Genomic DNA, 17480 nt, shown 5'->3' with positions numbered 1-17480 from the left:
TAAATTTTACCACAAAAAGAGACCCATACATGTCCAATATATGGGTCTCCAAAAATGTTAGTCTATTTAATTGTGCTTCCGGAAATGCTTCCCGAAATGATTAATGATGGAAGAATCTCATGCCTGTAAACGCCATTACCATATCGTGGTCGTTGGCTGCCTGAATAACGTTGTCATCACGCACAGAACCACCGGGCTGTGCCACATATTTTACGCCGCTCTTAGCTGCTCTCTCGATGTTATCGCCGAAGGGGAAGAACGCATCAGAGCCGAGTGCAACGTCAGTATTTTTATCAAGCCATGCGCGCTTATCAGCCTCTGTGAACACTTCCGGTTTTACCTTGAAAAGATTCTGCCACTTGCCCTCTGCAAGAACGTCCATATAGTCAACACCGATATAGAGATCGATGGCATTGTCTCTGTCTGCTCTTCTGATGTCATCAAGGAAAGGAAGCTCAAGAACCTGGGGTGACTGTCTGAGGAACCAATTGTCAGCCTTTGAGCCTGCAAGTCTTGTGCAGTGAATTCTTGACTGCTGACCTGCTCCGATACCGATTGCCTGGCCGCCCTTTACATAGCATACGGAGTTGGACTGAGTATACTTAAGTGTTATGAGAGATATCAAAAGATCCTTCTTTGCTGCATCGGTGAGGTCCTTATTGTTTGTCACGATGTTTTCAAGCATCTTGTCATCAATCACGATGTCATTGTGTCCCTGCTCAAAGGTGATTCCGAATACCTGCTTCTTCTCAAGAGCTGCGGGCTTGTAAGCGGGATCAATCTTGATTACAGCGTAGTTGCCGTTCTTCTTTGCCTTAAGAATTTCAAGGGCTTTTTCTGTGTAATCGGGAGCGATGATTCCGTCTGAAACCTCTCTCTTGATAAGTCTTGCGGTATCCTCATCACAAGTATCTGAAAGTGAAATGAAATCGCCGAAGGATGACATTCTGTCAGCGCCTCTTGCTCTTGCATATGCGCTTGCCATAGGTGAGAGGTCGCCAAGGTCCTCAACCCAGTAGATTTTCTTCTCAATATCTGTAAGAGGAAGTCCTATTGCAGCTCCCGCAGGTGATACGTGCTTAAAGGAAGTTGCTGCAGGCATTCCTGTTGCTGCCTTTAATTCTGAAACAAGCTGCCAGCCGTTAAATGCATCAAGAAGGTTGATGTAGCCGGGCTTGCCATTTAAAACTTCTATCGGAAGGTCACTTCCATCCTCCATGAAAACTCTTGAGGGTTTCTGATTCGGATTACAACCATACTTAAGTGCTAATTCTTTCATTTTTTCTTCTCCTGTAGTCCGCGGCCGTTGTCATAAGTTATATTCTTTCTTAGCCTCGTTGCAAAATACGCATAATCGGCTAAGAAAGAATATAGCTTACTTCGCCGGCCGCTCACTCATACAATAAAAAATTTTGATAGGTTCAGTTTAATATTATCGTTTATACAAGAAATATTTTACGTAATAGTGTTATTTATTTTTGTTTACAATGCGGGTTTCATATTTGCCTGTAGCGATGTCGATGTAGCGGGTGAAAAGGGAGACTTTGTTGTCTTCGTTGAGGTTATCCCATACAAGTTTTGTAAACTCGTCGATATCACCGGAGATTTCTACCTCTGTGGGCTCGCCTTCGTAGCTCGGAAGCGGATTGCCATCGCCCATGTAGGTGTGGATGAAGTAACCTTTTCCTGCCTTGGGATTCTCATAGGTATATGTAAATCTGAGGCATGAAGAAGGATCGTTATGGTCGCTCTTAAGAATAGACATAGAGATGTCGTACTTGCCGTCATCGATGTGCATAAGTCCTGAAATACGAGGTGTATAGTTAGGCGCATCGGGCTCAAACTCTCTGGTTCTGAGGGACTCCTCGAAGGACTGTCCTGCCTCCATAAGATCATAGATGGTATCTGTCTGATCACCGTTTGTCACAATTGTGTACTCACCGCGCACGCGAACAGGTGCATAGATGATAAGGCTCGGATCCTCAAGCTTTGCGGGATCGAAAGCTTCTGTGCGAATGCCCTCTCCCTCTGTAACAAACACTCTGTTTCTGCTGTTCTCGCTTCTGCCCATGATGAAGTAAGCAGTAACAGCATACTTTCCATCGGCACTTGTGCCAATCACAATGCCGCGCCCCGGATAAGAATTTGAGCTAAGTTCTGTTGCAAGATTTACCATAAAAACCTCCGTTTTATATAAAATAAAAACCGCCTGAGCATACCATTACAAACGGTTGCCCAGGCGGTCGACATTCAAAATATTTTCGCACTCCCCTGTGGTTACCCACATATCCGCCAGTTGTGCGACACACATACTTTAAACTAAAATCGCGACAAATGCAATTGGTGTTTTTCAACAAAAATTATACTTCCGGAATAGCGTCTTCGGGAATCGGGCAGACATACCCGCTCTTCGTGCGCTCCGCAAACTCTTTTGCAGCTTCATCAAGAATATTTTTATCCTCAAAAATATCGATAGCCGCAGCACACAAAACCTTGCCCGCATGAACTGCTGCCTTATATCCTATCGAAGATCCGGCACAGGAAACATTCTGCCAGCTGTGTCCGGGACACCCGTCAGGCCAGGCTGTAACACGAATCTGTGCTGTCGGAACATTCCAGCTCACATCCCCGACATCGGTTGAAGTTGGCTCAAACGCCTCGCCCATAAAATGCGGACAAAGGGCCACATTCATCCCGTTCCCATCAGGCTCAAAAGTCTTTGAAAGCTCACTTGCAAACTCGAGTTCCTCTTCACTGAAGGTTGGCACTCCAATTTCTTCGAAATTCTTATATAGCACTTTTTCCAGCGCGCGGTTCGTCACAGTATCCGACATGCCATCAACAAACTTCCTGACAAAAGTCGTCTCAGTCATCAGTGCAGCACCCTCCGCGATCTTATCGACACGCTTTTGAAGCTCCACCGCCTCCGCCACGTGATTGGAGCGAACCATATACAGCACCTTCGCATTGGGCTGAACCACATTAGGACTCACTCCGCCCGCATCGGTTATAGCGTAGTGCACCCGCGCCTTGTCACTTATATGTTCTCGTAAAAACTGAACGCCGATATTCATCAGCTCTACCGCATCCAGTGCGCTTCTTCCCTTTTCAGGGGCGCCGGAGGCATGGGATGCTATTCCATGAAAAGTGTACTCCACCTGTATGCAGGAATTCGACGATCCCGTAACAACCTCGTTACTGTCAGCGGGATGCCAGGTCAGCGCAGCATCCAGTTTTTTCCATTCTCCGTCCCTTGCCATGAACGCCTTGGAAGCGCAGCCCTCCTCACCGGGACAGCCGTAGAGGATTACAGTACCGACTTCTGCTGCCTGTTTATCTTCAGCATTCTTCAATCGTTCCTCAAGATACTTCTTTATTCCGATTGCTGCCGCCAGAGCTCCCGCTCCCAAAAGGTTGTGACCACATCCGTGTCCTGATCCGCCCTGCTCTATCGGTTTTTCCTCAAGTGACGCAGCCTCCTGTGAAAGCCCGGATAGTGCATCATACTCCGCCAGAATTCCGATCACCGGCTTCCCGCTTCCAAAGCTCGCCTTGAAAGCTGTGGGAATATTACAAATTCCCTTCTCCACCGTAAAACCTTCCTTCTCACACACCTCGCAGTATAAATCGCAGGACTTATACTCTTTCATAGACAGCTCCGCGTACTCCCAAATACGCCCCGCCACCTCTCGTATCAGCTCACTCTTACCTTCAATTTCATTAATTGCTTTTTTCTTTATATCAATCATAATACTTTGCTCAGGAATTCCTTAAGGCGCGGGTGCTTGGGATGTTCGAATATCTCATCCGGTGTTCCCTGCTCAAGGAGCTTACCGTCAGCCATGAAAAGCACACGGTTACCCACTTCGCGTGCAAAGCCCATCTCGTGAGTTACCACAACCATCGTCATACCCTCGTCTGCCAGCTGCTTCATAACATCAAGAACCTCGCCGACCATCTCCGGATCTAAGGCGGAAGTAGGCTCATCAAACAACATTACTTCGGGTTCCATCATAAGCGCCCTAACAATAGCTATACGCTGCTTCTGACCGCCTGAGAGCTGAATCGGATAAGCGTCTGCCCTGTCAAAAAGACCTACGCGGCCCAAAAGATCGTACGCCTTTTTCTTTGCCACATCCTCCGGCATATGCTTAACCTTAACAGGTGCGAGAATCATGTTCTCCATTATTGTCTTGTGTGGGAAAAGATTGAAATGCTGGAAAACCATTCCCATCTTCTGCCTGTGAAGATCCATATTCACCTTCACCCACTTACCGTTTTCATCTTTGTATTTCTTCTTGGTGATATCGACATTATCAAAAATAATTGCGCCGCCCGTGGGCTCCTCAAGGAGATTCAGTGAGCGAAGAAAAGTCGATTTTCCGCTTCCCGAAGGCCCGATAACAACCATGACATCGCCCTTATCAATGTCAACGGTCACACCGTCGAGAGCCTTGATTTTTCCGAAATTATAATGTTTTTCAAGATTTGTAATCTGTATAAGCTTATCTCTTGTCTCCACGGCTCATCCTCCTTTCGAAATATGCGATTACCTTACTTGTAGGGAAGCACAGGCAGAAATAAATTGCTGTTGCCACAAGCAAAGGCTCGATAATAATGAAGGTTGCACCGCGCACAGCGTTAACCGCAGACATAATATCCTGAACACCGATGGTATAGGTTATCGCTGACTCCTTGATGATAACAACGAACTCATTCGCAATCGCAGGAAGAATATTCTTTATCGCCTGCGGAAGAATGATATATTTCATATTCTGGAACTGACTCATACCAAGAGATCTGGCAGCCTCAGTCTGACCGCCGTCGATCGACTGAATACCGGATCTCATGATCTCGCACAGGTATGCACCAGAGTTCATACCAAGAGCCACAACTCCGGGGAAAAATCGCTCGAATTTAATAAATCCAAGAAATGTAAAATTGGGAAGTTCTATGAGCGCTCCAAATACGCCATAGTAGATGATCGCCACCTGAACGATAACGGGAGTCGATCTCAAAATCTCAACATAAGCAGTCGCAAGGAAGCTTATCGGATTAAACTTTCCGATTGTTACACCGATTCCTTTCTCCTTCTGATGTCCATCCTTATCGAGCCCAAGAAATGCAAGAGGATAGAACTTTGTCATTCTCATTGCCGAAAGAATAAGTGCCAGCACGAAACCAATGGCCACGGTGAAAAGCGAAAGCATGATCGTAACCGCCATGCCCTGCCAGAATAGTGAAGCATAAGGTGAGATTTTTGAAAAATTCTCAATTTGTATAAAACTGTCCATAACGTATTTTTATCTCCGAAATTATGTTAATGTGTCATTTCTAATATATCATAAAACCCGGGTGAAAATGCAGAACATTTCCGCAAAATTAAACGAACCCGGAAACATGACATCTCCGGGTTCGCATTCTTGTTTTTCAATCCGATCAATTATTACTGATCAAGAAGTCCCTCGATAATCTCGCCTGAAGCCTGCTCGTTAGCTGTTGCTACAAACTCATCCATTTTTCCTTCTGCCTTAGCCTTGGCAATTGCCTCGTTAACGCCGGCCTTAAGAGCATCATTGCCCTTGCTGACACCGATAGCTGAACCCTCTGCTCCGTCATAAGGTACATCAAGTACTACGCAAAGCTCGGGATAATTCTTGGCATAACTCTCTGCAACTGCTGTCTCGATGTATGCACCGTCAAGCTTACCTGCAAGAAGCTCTGCAATAATATCTGTAACCTTTGTCAGCTGGATAAGCTCTGCATCAGGGCTGTTAGCCTGTGCAAGGTCAACCTGGATGGCACCTGTCTGAGCGCCTACTTCGATATCAGGGTTATTGGTATCCTCAAGGCTTGTGAACTTATCCTTATTGGACTGAAGACATACGAAGGACTGACCTCCCTCATAATAGATATCTGAAAAGTCCATGATGGATTCACGCTTCGGATCGGGTGAAAGTCCTGCAACTCCAAGGTCAACTGCCTTAGTCTGAAGCTCCATAAGAACACCGTCAAAGTCAACCGGTACTACCTCGAGCTCAAGTCCGAGATAATCTGCGATGTACTGAGCAAGTGCAATATCAAAACCTGCAAGAGTAGGTGTTCCGTCATCGCCTACTGCATAAAATTCATAAGGTGCAAAATCGGGTGATGTTGCTACTGTGAGCTTTCCGGGTGTAACTGTGGAAATCTCTGCGCTTGCAGAAGCCTCTTCGCCTGCTGCCTCCTCGGTAGCTTCTGTACTCTCTGCTGTCTCTGCGCTCTGCTCTGTCTGTGCGGGAGCTTCTGCATCCTTAGATGCGCCGCCGCATGCTGTCATGCTAAAAGTCATAGCTCCGATTAAAATAGCTGAGATAAGTTTCTTCTTCATAATAGCCTCCTTCTTTATACAAGTTTTATTCATGAATTATTGCATATTTATTCATTAATCACTTTGTTTTATACATAATAATACACTTGATGTATTTTATCAACCCCAAATATTAAAAAACATCAAAAAAGGCATGAAAAAAGCGCTTGCAATGCAAGCGCTCTTCCCATCCTTAATTATTATAGAGGGAACTATATAATAGAGGAAATCATTTGGGACTTTATTGTCTCATATTATGCGTCACAAAAGTGTCACAACGTTTAAGTTCACTGTTTATGCGGCTTCTCAGACTTTGCTGAAACGTTTTTACCAAAAATCATCGGAAAGCTGACATAATTTTCCAAGTGTCGGCTCCGCCCAACTGTACTGATTCATGTACTCACCCGCGAAACCCGAGTCTTCACGCTGTCCCGCGAGATAATTGAAATAATCGCAGTCAAAATATTCTTTATTAATTCCGGCCTCACCGCGCCTTCTTATAAGAGCATTTACGCAATCGTTTTCGTTAAATATTCTGCTCATATCGGCAAAGAGGTTTCTCATATAGGATCTGTGACCGCTGGGATCATCCTCATCCTGCCAGATTCTATCCATGATCTGATCAAAGGTTCTCATCGCTCCGTTGGCATCAATCAGAACCGCAAGGAGTTCCTTGGTCTTACTGTAAGCAAATTCAAGCGGCAGCCCGTCCTTTGTAAAGGCCTCGAACTCCCCGAAGGTGTGAATTCGCAGCTTTGCATTTTTTTCAGTCTCTATCGGGAACCTCAAATGTTCAAACTCGCTCTTAATCTTGGCAGGCGTAACCGGCTTCATAATATAGCCGCTGGCATAGAGCGCAAAGGCTTCCTTCATATATTCAGAATAGCCCGTGACAAAAATTATATTGATTCTTGGATTTATTACCTGCAGTCTTTTCGCAACTTCCACGCCGTTGTCCGTTCTCATCTCCACATCAAGAAAAGCTATCTGTGGTTTTATATCCACAACCTTTTCGAGAGCGGCTTTTCCACTGGTAAAGCCCTCAACCTGGGCACCCGGAATCGCTTTTTTTATGGCATTCATACAGCCTTCAAGCGCAAGGTCCTCATCGTCAATTGCAATTATTCGCATTATTTTTTCATTACTCCTTTTTAATTAGATCCACGGGGGATCGTGATGGTCGACTTCGTTCCGACTCCCGGAGTGCTCTCAACAACAAGGTGTCCGCCGCACATTCTAAGGAGCCTCTCCCTAAGATTATCAAGGCCTATGTGAAGCCCGTCGCCCTCTTTGTACTCATCGGGGTTAAATCCGACTCCGTCATCCTCCACTATCACATAATAGTATTCCGAATCGGAATAGCTTTCAATCCTAACCGTCCCGCCTTCTTCTTTTTTATGGATTCCGTGCTTTACGGCATTTTCCGCAAGCAGCTGCACCGAAAGGGCCGGAATATCGAAGCTTTCGTCTCTTATATCGTATTTGATGGTAAGCTTTTCACGAAAACGCATCTTCTCAAGGCTGAGGTAATTAGTGACATGCTCCATCTCCCTAAGGAAGGTGATGCAGTCCTCCTTTTCAAGGTTACTTAAGTTTCCGCGAAGGTAATCCGAAAATCTTCCGATGGCCTCCTGTGCCTTTTCAGGGTCCTTTTCACACAGAACATAGATCGAGTTCAGCACGTTATATAAAAAATGCGGCTTGATCTGCGTCAGAAGGATCTTGATTCTGTCTCTTGATATTTTGTCCTCCTGCTCAAGAAGAAGCCTCTCCTGCTCATATTGGAAGGTATTGTCCATAAGAATAAGAGACAGGCAGATCATGTAGGGCATGATCTCGATTCCCGGCACGAATGCCCTGAGTATTACTCCGATAAGCGGAAAAAATACGATGGACAAAAGCGCAATGACATTATCCTTCTTGAGGTATTTTCTATAAACAATCATGTAGACAAGGACAAGAAGAATGATCAGATAGCCGCCGACCTGGCCCGCAAAGTAAAGCGGTCCCTTTTCAAAATTGATTCCATCGAAGGATACTACAAAACCGTAAAAGAGGCAAACCACCCAAAATATGGAAAATATTGTGGCCAGCGGTATTACAAACTTCTTCATCTCAAGCTTTCTGCCGCATCGCCTGGAAATATAATATGAAACATATATTCCGTAAAATCCAAGGAGTGAATAAAAAGCGATAAAATATACAGAATATGCAATTTTGGTAATAAGCACCAGCTCGTCGTTATCAAAGTCCTGGCATACCACAATTTTCACAGTAAGAACAGAGATAAGCATAAGCATATCCGAAATGAGCATCTTGGTAAACTGGCCTCTTTCCTTGTTGGCATTCTTCCTCATGTGGATGTCTCCGAAAAGCTTGATGCCAACTATCGCCAGTAGGAACGACGATATTCCTATATTTACATAATCAATGGTGTGATTCATAATATTCATCCGCCTTACAGTTCTTAAAGAGCTTACGTTCTCTATCCTTACTTATTTCCTGAAAACAATCCAGTTGTGAGACCACGGCACAGGAAGCCCAAAGAGTGTTCGCACTTTTCCATTCGCGCTTCTGTACCAGGAGTAGTTCCAGCCTGCGCCCATGTCCATGTACACTGCGTTAGTTACGCCAAGCCTTCTAAGCTCTGACATAAATTCATTAAAATGCATCATTTTTACGGAATCTATCACGCAAAGGTTCCCGTTAAGTTCCGCAAGAGCCCTGTAGCATCTGGCTCTCGGTCTGTCGAAATTCATGACATTTCTTTTGTCTTTTATCATGGCAAGCTGCATAAAACCGCTGCCACCCGCCTTGGCTGCTTCCTGAACTGCCTCGGTTTTATTTTCAAATTCAAATCCAAATTTGCCGTTTGCAAAAGTGAAGGCTCCGTCCGCATCCCTGTCATAGGGGCTGTCGTAGAATTCGCCGTGGGATGCGTGATCCCCCTCAATGTTATCCTGGGCGAACTTTATCTGCACAGCATGCTGAAAAGCGGCACCACAGCACCAGGTGATCGATTCATCGGATTTTGACGGGCGTTTCCCGCATTCGAGATCCACCGTGGTATATTCAGGAAAAAACACGTAAACCTTATCGGTTTTGAAAATAAGCGTCTCATCCCCCGGAAGGATATCTTTCACAGGAATATTTCGCGCATCTATGCTCTCTTTTATATTCACATGATACTGGGATATCAGTCCCATGAATATAAATACAAACGCCGGAATAACCAGGAAGGAAGTTGCATAACAAAGTCTGTACATGAGCCTTAACGGTTTTAATCTGATCTTATCAGGTCCCCACAGATAAATCACAAGCGCTATACTCTGGAAAATCGGAAGCGTCCAGTAAACTATGTAAGGCGCCGACATCTGCGCCACAAAGAAGGTTGTATAAGCTCCAAATGAAAGCAGTGCCATCGCCATCAGCCAGATTCCGGTAAGTCGTTTTCTCAAGGTCATTTGCTCTTCCTCCTCTCTTTTTTCTGTTTGAGGAGTTCTTCTCTGAGCACCTTGAAGGAATCCATCTTGGATTCAATGCTGATTATAAGAAGAATTATTGCGATATCTGTGATGTACCTAAGTCCGTTTTCCCAAAGGATTGTCTTGGCAAAGGTAAGCTTGCTGTTTGCGATGATCATAACTATAGTGACAACTATTTTATAGACAATCGCCATCCTGTTAAGGATTACATTCTCGGGATTGCCTTTTTTCGCATAGTTAATAATGAAATGATTGATGGTGATGATGATCGTCATTATGAAGGACATGCCTGCTGCCGCAAGGTATATGCTTCCCTGAACGCCGATGATCAGGTAGGTGTCGAAGTCTTCCTTACCCCAGAGCTGCTCAAGTACAAGATGGGCTTCCTGGTACATAAGGCAAAACAGCACGCCGCCCATGAGACCCTTGGTAACATCCCAGCTGAATCTCTTGTATGCTACGTAAGTACAGCAAATTGTTACGAGCTTGAGGATATCCTCGAACATGATGAACTTATCATCTACGGTGCGAACGAGGAATATGGTCATAAGGCTTGCACATACAGCGATGAGGCAAGCCGTGGTCATCATATTGTCACTTAAAAATACCGATTCTTTTTCATTGTCCATTGTTGTTATATCCACCTTTTATGTATTATTATGATATCATCATCAGGCGGATTTTACCCTATTGTTTTCCCTTTATTCAGGATGTTTTATAGCTTTTTAATTTCTGTGGAAAATTTTTTTGAAAAAAATTTAAAAATCGTGTTGACAATTACTTTGATATGGATATATAATCGTACTTGCGTTGCGGGTCAGGTAATGAACAAAACGCTTCCAAACGGGGTGTGGCTTAGCTTGGTAGAGCGCCTGGTTTGGGACCAGGAGGTCGCAGGTTCGAATCCTGTCACCCCGATTTAAATTCAATATTGTACATGCGGGTGTAGTTCAATGGTAGAACACTAGCCTTCCAAGCTAGATACGTGGGTTCGATTCCCATCACCCGCTTAACAAAATAACCTAGGTCGTATGACCTAGGTTATTTTTGTTAAGGGAGCGGAGCCCTCGAACCCATGGTTCGGTCTCCGCTCCGCTCCGGTCGGCGCTAAGCGCTCGTCCCCCGGACGAGCAGCGCCCCATCACCCGCTCTCCCCGATTTACTATTGTTCTTATCTCGCCTGCCGGCTCGGTCGGCGGCTAAGATGAGCGCCACTGGCGCTCAGCCGCCCCATCACCCGCTTTTAAATAATTTACGTATTCTAAGTTCGGTCTCCGCTCCGCTCGATGGCTAATTTTCTATTGGTACAATAAATGAGTTTGATTCTTCTTGATTTGTTGTACCCATATTTTGCGAGTACAATAAATTCACTTAATTCTTCTATATTTGTTGTATCTATTTTCTGCAAGAACAACAATTTCGCCTGTTTCCTCTCCGTTTGTTGTATCCATTTTTCTCTGGAACAATAAATCAACTAATTCTTATATATTTGTTGTTTCTATTTTCTGTAGACACAACAATTCCGGATGATTCTTCTTAGTTTGTTGTTAGGCGTTTTTTCACATACAATAAATCTGAAGAATCCTCATGATTTGTTGTATCTATACTTTGCCATGTGCAACAAATAGCTTCTTTTCTTTCCGCTTTATTGTCTTCGCACCTAAAAGCTTTTGGGGACATACCTTGTGCGCATATTTGTTATCGTTTCAGATATAAAATATGCCATTGAGCATTGTAAAGATCATTCAATTTCTATTACCTTCCATGATGAGCGTTCCAAAGCATGATCAAGAATCTTAGATTTCAGTTCTTTTTCAAAAGCATCTTTGTCGACTTCCTCGTCATCGATTGTATATTCCGGGCATTTTCTTGTATCGTCCTCGAAATCAAGATGCTCCGGGATGAACCAGTTTTCTCTTTGTGATTCTTCCAAAACGCTCATATCCCCACCCAGAAATCTTAAATAGATATCTTTTGTATTATCTGTTTTTTGAGAACTGCAGGCAACCATACCAAGAAATGTCACCGATACTCCCGTAAATAACACTATTTTTTTCATGTATATCCTCCAATAATTCCTTCTAATATTTAGACAGTTATGGCAGCATTTCTGTTGCATAGAAGAGGAATTTTTTTACTCACTTCACACTGCTTTAATATACGTTGTCAACTTGGCGTAATCAGGAATAAAATTATCTTATGAAAAATGACAGTTATAATTTCACTAACAACAGCATCAACCCCAACCACGAAGATAAGAAGAGTCAGAAGCACTCACATCTTCCATTAATTATTCTCGCTCTTTTTCTGATAATAGGTCTTTGTTTGGGTTATAGGATGATGCAGAGCGACACTTCCGGGATTTTCTCTCTTCCGCCGAATGTTATCTTTTCTCTGAGATCCACAAATGGAAAGGTACTAAATTATGATGTCCCCTTAGTCCCCAATGAATATGATGATATTTTCGTACTATATCAAAATCTTAGCGACGCAGATAAAAATGTTTACAACCTTTTCATGGATCTTGTCGAGAACAGGTCTGCGGAAGAATATGAAAGTGCAATTGTTTTCTCAAAAGATACGCTGGAGAAGTTTGGAGAAGATCGTCTCCTTTGGGATATCTACTATGCAATGTGTTATGATCACCCGGAATATTTCTTTCTTTTTACGGATACCAGTGCTGTAGATTACAGAACGTTAGAAATGCGAAACCACATAATTTATTTCATTAAAATAGAAGTGGTAGACCCTTCAGAGAATGAACAGATAGCAGCGTTCGAAGAAGCTGCTTCAGACTTTTTAGAAGATATAGATTTAACAGGAACAGATGAAGAAATAGAGCTTGCCATTCATGACAAGCTCATTGATGTTGTTACCTACGATGATCCAATTTTGAATGATACAGATGAGACCTGGGATCTTGGTCACACAGCATATGGAGCGCTCGTGTGCGATTCAGAGGGGCGTCCAAACCATGCCGTCTGTGGAGGTTACTCGTTTGCTTTCGAATACCTTCTGCACCGGGCAGGAATTCCCTGTGGTTATGTGACCGGCGCCGCACACTCAATACCATCGTCGGAGTACGACACTGACACTCACGCATGGAACGCTGTCCAGATCTCCGGCAAGTGGTACGAAGTAGATTCCACCTGGAATGATATAGCATACGATGTATCGGAAGATCCGCAGTTCTACAATGCACTTCTTTCCGATGATGAAAAAGTTTTTAATGTATGCCATCACTATTACAACCGAACGACTGCCGAGATGCAGAATCTGGAAGCAACTGATGACACACTTTTTTGCATAGAAGGTTACGAGCCCTACAACGCCGTGTATGACACCTCACATATACGAGCAGGTCTGTCAGACCACGAATCGGACCAGTTGGATATATTCCTTAATTCTCTCATTCCGATAGCGGAATGATATCACAGCTGGTATATCCTCTCTCTGAATTCCTTTGCAATGGATTCGTATTCCTCTTTAGAATACTCATTCTGCGTGCTTATCGTTTTCAGATATTCCTCGCAGATTTCGTTTGCTTTCTCCTTCTCTCCGGCCTTGTCGTATGCGATCACGAGATTGTAATAATACTTCTTCCAGAAGTGCTTCATATCATCAGTCGTATATTCAGGAATCGTCGAATACGCTTTGATAACTTTCTTGCACCACTCAAGGGTCCTTAGTGCCTCATCAGTTTTGCCCCAGTACGCATAGTTTTCCAACATGCATTTGAACTGTCTAAGCAGGATAGCGCACAGCATCTTATTGGTCGCCGTAAAATTATCCTTCATCTCATCAAAGCCATGCTCAAAGAACATGAGCTCAGAATATAGCAGTTCCCTGATGCTTGTCATATCAAGACTTGGCAACACATTGATATGCTCTCTGGCATTTTCAAAATCCTTCCTGTGGATATATATCCAGGCCAGCGCACAATGAGCTTTTTCAACGAGTTTCCTACAGTCGGAATATCTGATTATGTTTACACCCTTCTTTATTCCGTCTTCCAGGATATCATTTGCTCTCTCGGGGTTGTCAGACAGCAGTCCCTCCATATCAATGTAATAGCTAAGTCCTGCCACCTGCTGAACATACAATAGATTTATGTCAAAATTCATCGGATTTCTGCTAACTTCACCCGCAAGATACTCCGTCCTTTTAAGCGCGCTTCCCCCGGTATCGGAGATATCATACATATCCTCAACTTTGTTCCTGACAGTCTCCACAAGGTAATCATCTTTGTCAGCTGCGTTATAGCCAAGAAGCATATCAGTTGTGATATTAAGCGCCCGTGCAATCGGCACAACCATCGAGATGTCCGGCAGCCCCGCTTCCGACTCCCACCTGCTTACTGCCTGAGGAGTAACTCCGAGCATCCCCGCCAGTTCTTCCTGTGTAAAACCTTTGTTTTTTCTAAAGTTCCTGATATTTGAACCCAAATTGTTTTTCATGTTTTTCCCTTTCCCGATTATTTTCATCAACCGTCCAAACTTGCTGTTTCTCGGAAAATGTCTGCAGATTCATCTTCTGTACTTAGAATACAGAATGGCTCACAACTTATCAAACAATGGATACTTGAGAAAAAATCAATTATCCGGGATCCCCCATCATCATCCCTTCCATTAGGTTCCCACATATCATGCCGTCGTAAATAGTCAGGCAGAAAGTCACGGTTTTCAGCGGATTTCCAGTTCTCGCCAAATACATACTCCGTTATCATCCATAACCATAAAGTACTGTATGGCTCCGCCATCCAAAGCCTCATCACTGTATATGCACCACATTCATTTACAGCCCTTGTAAAAGCAGCAATGTAGGGATCAAGTATTCCGGCGGGTACAGGCATGCGTTCGGAGGGATTATCTGCATTCTTCATAGTTCTTCTCCCACTTTTTTAGCACTAATTGCCTTCTTGTATTCAAAACCAGGATAACAGTATCCGCATCTGAATGCACAGTATTTTTCTTTCATAAATTCTTCGATGAGAGGTATGAAGTTTGTTTTGGATTTGTACATCACAAAGTGATTGATGTCCATCTCTCCACGATGCCATACGTAGTTAGGTACTTCACGTGGCATATCACTGAGTTCCAACTCCCATTCGTATGGGATGTCATTTGCTTCAAGGATGTCTTCAACATCCTTTGAGCAAGCTGATGTTATAGTCATGTAATAAGCATCTTTTTCGTATGTCATATTGTCTCCTCCATTCAACTATTAAGCCGGGAATATTTTCCGCTTTCAGTGTCGTACATAAGCACGGGAATCCTGCCACTTATTGATACCGTTCCGTCGATATAATAATGTGACTTACCATCATGGAAAATACCATGAAAGTCAGGATCCCCGGAAACCATTGCTGTTCCTATGTGTCCCGCGATGATATCCATGTAGAATTCACCTGTTGTGGGTGGATATTTTTCGCAAAACATCTCCTCTGAGGTTCCATATTTCCATAGATCATCTGCCTCCTCATCAACACCTGCATGGACATAAATCTGCTTATCTGTCATGTAGAACAGCTCCAACGAGCGCATCCACTTTATGTATTTCTCATCATCCAGGTCTATGTATGACAACGCTGTATTGAATTCCTCAATGTATCCGTGGATATCGCTAATAGCATATATTTTCATACGCAGTTGCCTCCTGATCACCCTTCTACTGTACCACTATCCGGCATGACTTCATATGCCGGAGAATTCTGTCTTCTCCGGCTGCCTCTTTTGGAATCATCACTCGAAAGCTCCAGCAAAATACCATCAACATACTCAGTCACAGCAGTCTTCGCAGGTCTTGCACCAAGTCTTGACTGATAGGTTCTATCCACAAGTTTTCTGAGAATCTCCGCAGGAAGTTCTGCAGGCATTCCGGAGCCGCTTTTCATAATAAAGTGATCCCTATCGAGATTCTTTACTTCAGCCCTGTATATATCGCGGACTATATCCGCATAGGTGTCTCTGCTGATCTCGGAGAATGTATATTTGTGTGAAAATCTGTTAAGCAGTTCGATGTCGAAATACTCTGAGAGCTCCGAAACCGTCAGGTGAGAATCACTCCTTGCGCCGCAAAAACCGATACTTCCCACAGACCTGGTACATCCGGCATTGGTGGTAGCAATTATGATTGCCTTAGAGAAATCTATCTCTTTTCCGACGTTCGTCTTCATAACTCCCTCATCAAAAGCGGACATGAAGAGTCTCTGTACAGAGCGGTCGCACTTCTCAAACTCATCAAGGAGAATAAGCTGATACGGGTTGGTGTCGAGCTTATCGAAAGGAAGCTCGGCATTGCTGTCAGCTCCGACATAGCCAGACGGCGCACCTATTATGCGGTTTATTGAAGCAGAAGAATTATACTCGGCCATGTTAAGGACAATAGGCTTTTCTCCCACATATTCTTTTGCAAGTATCTTTGCCAGCTCACTTTTCCCAACTCCCGAAGGGCCTGCAAACAGGAGAGTCAGCGGATTTTTCCTAGGTCTTATATGCATATCATGGAGCTTAATTACTCTCATCAGGCTGTCGATTATTTCCTGCTGCCCCTTTACCTTTGAAAAGCTCTGCAATAAACGCTTTTCATCCAGCTTTCGCATCTTACTGTTTCCTGAGGTGATTCTGTATGCGGAGCTCTCGACCTGCTCCCTTGTTAGCTTGATGGTCTTCTTCCCGGTTTCAACCACCATTTCTGCTATGGTTCTGTCAAGAAGTGTGATGGCATTATCCGGACGGTGTGACCCTGCAGAACAGAATTCATCCGCAGTTTTAACAATCATGCCTGTAACATCGGCCCCGCCGCGTATCTTCACCCCGTAGTGTTTCTCCATGCCTAAGATCGCCTGTTCAATAATGTATTCCGTCTGCTTTGCGGTGAGCTCATCCACGAGAATTCTGGTAAAGCGCCTGTTAAATGCGGGATCCGTATCCAGCATTTTGACCTCCTGCGTAGTGGTGGCAGCAATCACCTTAAAACGCCCTCTGCTAAGCGCGGGCTTTAGCATCTGAGACACGCGTTTATAGCTCTCTCCGGAAAAGAGCATATGAACCTCATCAATGAAAAGGATCACCTTATTTTCCTGATTTTCAAGATAGTCAACCATCGCCTTTACCTTTCTCTCGAGGTCCCCCATAAGGCTGCTTCCCGATATTATATCGGAAAAGCTGATCGAGCATATCCGATAGCCATAAAGAGCCTTGGGCACTTCCTTTTCTTTGGAAGCAATTCTATGCGCAAGGTCCTCCGCAATACTGGTTTTACCGCTGCCTGCAGGTCCCACAAGAAGAGCATTGGGTTTGTCCATGCTAATAAGAACTGCCATGAGCTGAGCAATTACACCCTCTCGAAAAAGTGTCTTTACAGTTCTATTCTTCGCCATATCGGTCAGCAAATTTTCAGGATTGAATCCATAAAATTCTTCTGCCGGGATCATCTCTTCATCATCTTCGTCAAGTTCATCATTCAATTGTTCAATGAATTGATCCATCTCTTCTTCAATGAGCTCATCCAAATTTGAAGTAAGTTCCTTCAAATCCTGGCTTTTGTTCTGATTTGTGTCCTTGTTCTTCTTGTTCTTTTCTGTCATATTCACGACCTTTCCGGGCGCCTTATGCGCCCAAACAAAATATGATTTATGTGTCAAA

17 protein-coding genes, 2 tRNA genes and 1 riboswitch are annotated in these 17480 nt (G+C 44.0%); of the genes, 3 read left to right on the top strand and 16 right to left on the bottom strand.

Annotation, left to right across the window (positions count from 1 at the left end):
- Nucleotides 1–100: 100 nt before the first annotated feature.
- The 10 genes from G630_RS0119495 to G630_RS0119450 form a co-directional block, all read right to left on the bottom strand.
- Nucleotides 101–1279 (bottom strand): phosphoribosylaminoimidazolecarboxamide formyltransferase, encoded by a 1179-nt coding sequence (locus G630_RS0119495; protein ID WP_026499532.1) that lies wholly within the window; start codon nucleotides 1277–1279, stop codon nucleotides 101–103.
- Nucleotides 1280–1468: 189 nt separating this feature from the next.
- Entirely contained in the window at nucleotides 1469–2176 is a 708-nt protein-coding gene (locus G630_RS0119490; protein ID WP_044959928.1) for an IMP cyclohydrolase, read from the bottom strand.
- Nucleotides 2177–2226: 50 nt separating this feature from the next.
- A riboswitch (ZMP/ZTP riboswitch) is annotated at nucleotides 2227–2310 on the bottom strand.
- A gap of 50 nt (nucleotides 2311–2360) precedes the next feature.
- A complete protein-coding gene (locus tag G630_RS0119485; protein ID WP_026499530.1) occupies nucleotides 2361–3749 on the bottom strand; it encodes an amidohydrolase in 1389 nt (462 codons plus the stop codon).
- Nucleotides 3746–4522 (bottom strand): amino acid ABC transporter ATP-binding protein, encoded by a 777-nt coding sequence (locus G630_RS0119480; protein WP_026499529.1) that lies wholly within the window; start codon nucleotides 4520–4522, stop codon nucleotides 3746–3748. The genes G630_RS0119485 and G630_RS0119480 overlap by 4 nt, the downstream gene beginning before the upstream one ends.
- Entirely contained in the window at nucleotides 4506–5294 is a 789-nt protein-coding gene (locus tag G630_RS0119475; RefSeq protein WP_026499528.1) for an amino acid ABC transporter permease, read from the bottom strand. The genes G630_RS0119480 and G630_RS0119475 overlap by 17 nt, the downstream gene beginning before the upstream one ends.
- A 152-nt stretch (nucleotides 5295–5446) precedes the next feature.
- Complete coding sequence (locus G630_RS23040; RefSeq protein WP_022762503.1) at nucleotides 5447–6370, bottom strand: transporter substrate-binding domain-containing protein; 924 nt, start codon at nucleotides 6368–6370, stop codon at nucleotides 5447–5449.
- Between the two features lie 306 nt (nucleotides 6371–6676).
- The gene (locus G630_RS0119465; RefSeq protein ID WP_026499527.1) at nucleotides 6677–7480 is read right to left on the bottom strand and encodes a response regulator; all 804 of its coding nucleotides are present in this window, start codon (nucleotides 7478–7480) and stop codon (nucleotides 6677–6679) included.
- 20 nt (nucleotides 7481–7500) lie between these two features.
- Nucleotides 7501–8793 (bottom strand): sensor histidine kinase, encoded by a 1293-nt coding sequence (locus G630_RS24030; protein ID WP_049946322.1) that lies wholly within the window; start codon nucleotides 8791–8793, stop codon nucleotides 7501–7503.
- 51 nt (nucleotides 8794–8844) lie between these two features.
- Nucleotides 8845–9813, bottom strand: a complete 969-nt coding sequence (locus G630_RS0119455) for a hypothetical protein (RefSeq protein ID WP_022762506.1) — start codon at nucleotides 9811–9813, stop codon at nucleotides 8845–8847.
- Nucleotides 9810–10463 carry a hypothetical protein gene (locus G630_RS0119450; protein WP_026499526.1) on the bottom strand — a complete coding sequence of 218 codons (654 nt, stop codon included), beginning with the start codon at nucleotides 10461–10463 and terminating at the stop codon, nucleotides 9810–9812. The genes G630_RS0119455 and G630_RS0119450 overlap by 4 nt, the downstream gene beginning before the upstream one ends.
- 215 nt (nucleotides 10464–10678) lie before the next feature.
- Here G630_RS0119450 and G630_RS0119445 point away from each other — a divergent pair.
- Nucleotides 10679–10752, top strand: a tRNA-Pro gene (locus G630_RS0119445).
- A gap of 21 nt (nucleotides 10753–10773) precedes the next feature.
- Nucleotides 10774–10844, top strand: a tRNA-Gly gene (locus G630_RS0119440).
- Nucleotides 10845–11575: 731 nt separating this feature from the next.
- Here G630_RS0119440 and G630_RS0119430 read toward each other — a convergent pair.
- The gene (locus G630_RS0119430) at nucleotides 11576–11893 is read right to left on the bottom strand and encodes a hypothetical protein (protein ID WP_026499525.1); all 318 of its coding nucleotides are present in this window, start codon (nucleotides 11891–11893) and stop codon (nucleotides 11576–11578) included.
- A 140-nt stretch (nucleotides 11894–12033) separates the two neighbouring features.
- Between G630_RS0119430 and G630_RS0119425 the strand changes: the two genes are divergently transcribed.
- Nucleotides 12034–13263 (top strand): transglutaminase domain-containing protein, encoded by a 1230-nt coding sequence (locus G630_RS0119425; RefSeq protein WP_026499524.1) that lies wholly within the window; start codon nucleotides 12034–12036, stop codon nucleotides 13261–13263.
- A gap of 2 nt (nucleotides 13264–13265) precedes the next feature.
- Here the strand turns inward: G630_RS0119425 and G630_RS0119420 are convergent, their stop codons facing one another.
- The 5 genes from G630_RS0119420 to G630_RS23025 are packed head-to-tail and all read right to left on the bottom strand — an operon-like array spanning nucleotide 13266 to nucleotide 17422.
- Nucleotides 13266–14291: a helix-turn-helix domain-containing protein gene (locus G630_RS0119420; protein ID WP_196805833.1), complete on the bottom strand. Its 1026-nt coding sequence runs from the start codon at nucleotides 14289–14291 to the stop codon at nucleotides 13266–13268.
- A 26-nt stretch (nucleotides 14292–14317) separates the two neighbouring features.
- Nucleotides 14318–14716: a hypothetical protein gene (locus G630_RS0119415; RefSeq protein WP_026499522.1), complete on the bottom strand. Its 399-nt coding sequence runs from the start codon at nucleotides 14714–14716 to the stop codon at nucleotides 14318–14320.
- Nucleotides 14713–15036: a hypothetical protein gene (locus G630_RS0119410; RefSeq protein ID WP_026499521.1), complete on the bottom strand. Its 324-nt coding sequence runs from the start codon at nucleotides 15034–15036 to the stop codon at nucleotides 14713–14715. The genes G630_RS0119415 and G630_RS0119410 overlap by 4 nt, the downstream gene beginning before the upstream one ends.
- A gap of 14 nt (nucleotides 15037–15050) precedes the next feature.
- Nucleotides 15051–15476, bottom strand: a complete 426-nt coding sequence (locus tag G630_RS23030) for a hypothetical protein (RefSeq protein WP_049946321.1) — start codon at nucleotides 15474–15476, stop codon at nucleotides 15051–15053.
- A gap of 17 nt (nucleotides 15477–15493) precedes the next feature.
- Nucleotides 15494–17422 carry an AAA family ATPase gene (locus tag G630_RS23025; protein WP_049946320.1) on the bottom strand — a complete coding sequence of 643 codons (1929 nt, stop codon included), beginning with the start codon at nucleotides 17420–17422 and terminating at the stop codon, nucleotides 15494–15496.
- Nucleotides 17423–17480: the final 58 nt, after the last annotated feature.

Origin of the sequence: Butyrivibrio sp. WCD2001 (assembly GCF_000424485.1) — a bacterium.
Classification (GTDB): domain Bacteria; phylum Bacillota; class Clostridia; order Lachnospirales; family Lachnospiraceae; genus Butyrivibrio.
Note: the sequence above shows the minus strand (reverse complement) of the source record. Positions and strands in the feature narration are given on the sequence as shown.